Origin of the sequence: Parafrankia soli, from assembly GCF_001854695.1 — a bacterium.
GTDB lineage: Bacteria > Actinomycetota > Actinomycetes > Frankiales > Frankiaceae > Parafrankia > Parafrankia soli.
In genome coordinates, this window is sequence record NZ_MAXA01000095.1 from 1 (window position 1) to 3,709 (window position 3,709).

3 protein-coding genes are annotated in these 3,709 nt (G+C 67.6%); 2 read left to right on the plus strand and 1 reads right to left on the minus strand.

Going from position 1 to position 3,709, the window contains the following annotated elements:
* Positions 1 to 652: 652 nt before the first annotated feature.
* A complete protein-coding gene (locus BBK14_RS09720) occupies positions 653 to 1,456 on the plus strand; it encodes a TetR/AcrR family transcriptional regulator (protein ID WP_116430035.1) in 804 nt (267 codons plus the stop codon).
* Positions 1,457 to 1,905: 449 nt separating this feature from the next.
* Positions 1,906 to 2,103, plus strand: coding sequence for a hypothetical protein (locus BBK14_RS38800; RefSeq protein WP_071061209.1), 198 nt, complete (start codon positions 1,906 to 1,908; stop codon positions 2,101 to 2,103).
* Between the two features lie 447 nt (positions 2,104 to 2,550).
* Here the strand turns inward: BBK14_RS38800 and BBK14_RS09730 are convergent, their stop codons facing one another.
* Entirely contained in the window at positions 2,551 to 3,312 is a 762-nt protein-coding gene (locus BBK14_RS09730) for a protein phosphatase 2C domain-containing protein (protein ID WP_071061211.1), read from the minus strand.
* Positions 3,313 to 3,709 lie beyond the last annotated feature (397 nt).

The window sequence follows — 3,709 nt, forward strand, 5'->3', positions numbered from 1 at the left end:
GACAGCAACGCGGACGCAGCGGGTACGAACGTGTGCTCAGCGACCTCGAGGATCCGTACACCCTGCATCACCGCGGTCATGAACACTCTCCCGCCTCATCGCCGGTGGCGGTCACCGGCCACATCGTGTACGCGGGGATCGGCGGATCACCTTTTCGCCTGGGTGGATTCCCTGCGCGCTGGTGGGCGCGCCGCGGGCGGCGGTGAGGAGCCCTGCAGGCCGGGGCGCCGGTGAAATCCACCGAGCTGGTTGGGCGCGGAATCTTCCCGGCGGGCTGCTTGAGATCAAGCTGAAGGTCGCCTGCCTGTTCGCCGGGCCGGGCGGAGAAGCCTTTCCGGTGATGTCCGGAGAACGCCGACAGCGCGGGCCAGATGGCGCGCGTCGGGAGAAGGCGTGACGTTTGCCGGTCAGCCGGGTGGGTGGTGGCGGGGGTGGGCCTGGTCATGCGACCGGCCAGGGTGCGGCGACGACGTCGGTCGCGGTACCCCGCCGCTCTCGTGGCCGGCGGTTGGGACCCATGTCGGTAGACACAAGTAGGTCCGCGCTGTAATCGTGGYCGCACACCCACTCCTTATGCGACTGGCGGTCGCTTGCCAGTGGATGAGTATGCGGGCGATGCTCGCATACCGTCAAGACGGAACTGGAGGGCCCTGTGACATCTTCACCACCCGTGGTGACCGATGGTCTCCGGTCGCCTGCTCACGACGACGGAGCCGCACCGGCCGAGGAGACGGCGGTACCCGCTGAGCCCGGATCCGCCCGCTGGTGGACGGAGCGCGCCCTGGTCGACCGTCGCCGCAGGCCGCGAGCCGGCGGACTGTCCACCGAACGCATCGTCGAGACGGCCCTGGAGATCCTCCGCGAGGAAGGGCTGGAAGCGCTGACCGTGCGCTCGGTCGCCGAACGGCTCGGCACCAGCAACGCCTCGCTTTACCGGCACATCGCCAGCCGCGACGAGCTGATCGCCCTCATCGCCGACCACGTGATGGGCGACATCCGGCTCGATCGCACCGGCCGCGGCTGGCGCGCCGACGTCGAGGCGCTGATGCTCGAGATGCGCAGGGTCATCCTCAGCCAGCCGCTGCCCCCGTCGGCTGGGCGGAGCAAATCGGGATCCGGATCCGGGCCGAACATGCTGCGCCTCGTCGAATTCGCCCTCGCCCTGTACCGCGAGGCCGGACTGACCGACAGACAGGCGGTCTACACGACCATAACGATGATCGAGTTCGTTGGCGGTTCCACCAACATCCGACGCAGCCCCGCCGGTCGCGGCTCGAACGGAGTGGCCGGAGCAGCCGACCTGCGTCAACTTCTCGACGGACTACCCGCCGACGACTTCCCGGCGCTACGTACGGCCGGGAATCTCTACACCGCCGCCTCCGCCGACGACGTCTTCACCCACGGCATGACCCTCTTCCTCGACGGCGTCGCCAGCCAACTCCCCAGCAATCAATAACCGCACCGCAGATACCCGACCCCTGAGAGGCCAAGCTTGAACAGGGCGGCTGCGCCGACCCAGGGGATGCTGCGAGCTGCGTGGCGCTCGCCGTTCCAACAGTGTTGGTGCCGCCTTTTCGTCATGCCGTCAAATTTGTCATGGGCTTGGTGGGCTCGCTGAGCAGATCACGCCCGTACAACTCGCCGCGTCCGTGAACAGGTAACACCCCGCCGACTACCCTCAGTACAGGCCGAGGAATTGTGGATCAAGCGCTAAGAGGGCGCCTCGCGTGGCTTTGATAGATCTTTGAGGCCATGTTCGTCGACAACCTTCTGTCAGCAGCTCGAGGTGCTGGACGAACTGTCCGAGCTGCTGCTGGACGAGGAACTGTCGTAGCTACTGCTCGACGAACTACCGGAGCTGCTGTGGCTGTCGGAGCCGCCCCAGGAGTCCGAACCCGAGTGACAATGATCGTGATGACCGCCGTGAACATGATGGTTGTGGCCGTACTGGTCACCGTGGCGGTGGCCGTAGTGGCCGTGGCTCCAACCGCCGTCGCCGTCGTCGGAACCGCCACTGCTTCCCCTCGGTTCGGCCCCGAGAACGGTGCCGAACCGAGGGGTGAAATCGCGACCCCGGCCGCCGAAGCCGAAACGTCCGGGTAGCGGCGGCGGGGCGCCCCCGCGGCCGTGCAACTCTTCGAGCCTCCACCGGGTCAGGCGCGGCAGGAGCAGGAGGATCGAAATCATCGTGACCGCCGCCACGCCAGCGATCATCGGCGCAAGCAGGAATCGCTTGTCCGCCGGGAGCATGAAGGAGACCGAAAGGGCCCCACCTATGAGAAGCACCGGGACCGCGTGCAGACCAGCTATCACACGTGACATGTCCTGAGTTGTAGCGCGGCCGATCAGCCTCCCACCGCGATCGACGCCGACCCGACAGGTGGGCGCGAGCCGGGGTTCGCGCCACCGAACCTGACCCCGGCCGCGCACCTGCCAGGGCGCCCCGGCCCCGGCTCCCCGCCGGCGACGGGTCTGGAACCGCGGACGAACATCGACCAACGGGCCGGGTCGCGATCTCGTGCCCGGATCAACACGCCTCTACCTGCGGAGCTACCTGCGGAGCAGGATGGCGGTCGCGTCATCGTGGCGCTTCTCCTGGCGGCGTGCAGCCATCTCGGGTGCCTCGGCGTGCTCCGCCGCGCGGGTCCGGCGAATCAACTCGGCAGGCCCCGGCTTGTCCAGAAGATCCACCAGGCCCAGCCAGTCCAGCACGCCGAACTGTTCGACGAGCCGGGACGCGCCGTCCGACAGCAGGGCTGCGCGGTGGACCTCGTCAGCCGGCACCGAACCGGTGACGGCCTGATATGCGGCGTCAGGGCTGGTGGAAGCCACCCAGAACCCGCCCGGCTGGTTCCGGGAACGGGCCACCCCGTCTGCCGAGTAGTCCGGCAGGTGCGCTATCCGGTCGTCGATGATCGGGCGGATGGTTCTGCCGAGGTCGAGGATCAGCGGCGAGTCGGCAAGGACGAGGTATTCGAACTTCTCGGATGTCCACCGTGCGATGACGGCGGTAGAGCTGGGACTGTTGGGGTTCGACAGGTCGCAGTCGGGGCCGTGCTGGCGGCAGGTTGCCTGGATGGACTCGGCAAGCAGGTCTGGGAGAGCTGGGAGAGTCTGCTGCGAGCCGAGTAGCCGTTGGGCGAGCTCCCCGGCGAGGGTGCTGGCGAGCCAGCGGACGTCGTGCACGCACCCGGAGGCCACACCGGCACGGGCGGTCGCGCCGTCGAGGATGAACGCCCAGCCGTCGCCGACGGCGACCGCGTCCTCGTTGACCCGGCCGGGGGTGTGCTCGGTGGCGAAGGTCGCGCGCATCAGTCTGGGATCTTGAAATGGTTGAAGGGCTGGGCCATGTCACCTGCGATCACAGCGTGCATACCTCCACCAGCCGACCGTCGACAGCGTAGGCAGGACGTCAGCCTGCCAGCGACGCCAGCATCGCCGCAGCCCGCGGCGACTGCACCCCGCTACAGCCGCTTCGTCACGACATTCGCCGTGACGGAGCCCTCCTTGTTCAACCCACCCTAGCCGAATCGTCACTGTACGAATCTAAATGATTGCGATAAGCTTCCTTGCGGGGGTGTGGGTGATGCTCAAACTCCGCAACGTCGTCGTTTCTGCACATAGTCCGTGGCGTCTGACCGGTTCGGGCCGTACGCCACGGGTGTTGTGGTGCGCCATCGCCGCCTCCCTGGCGCTGCTGGGGCTGGAT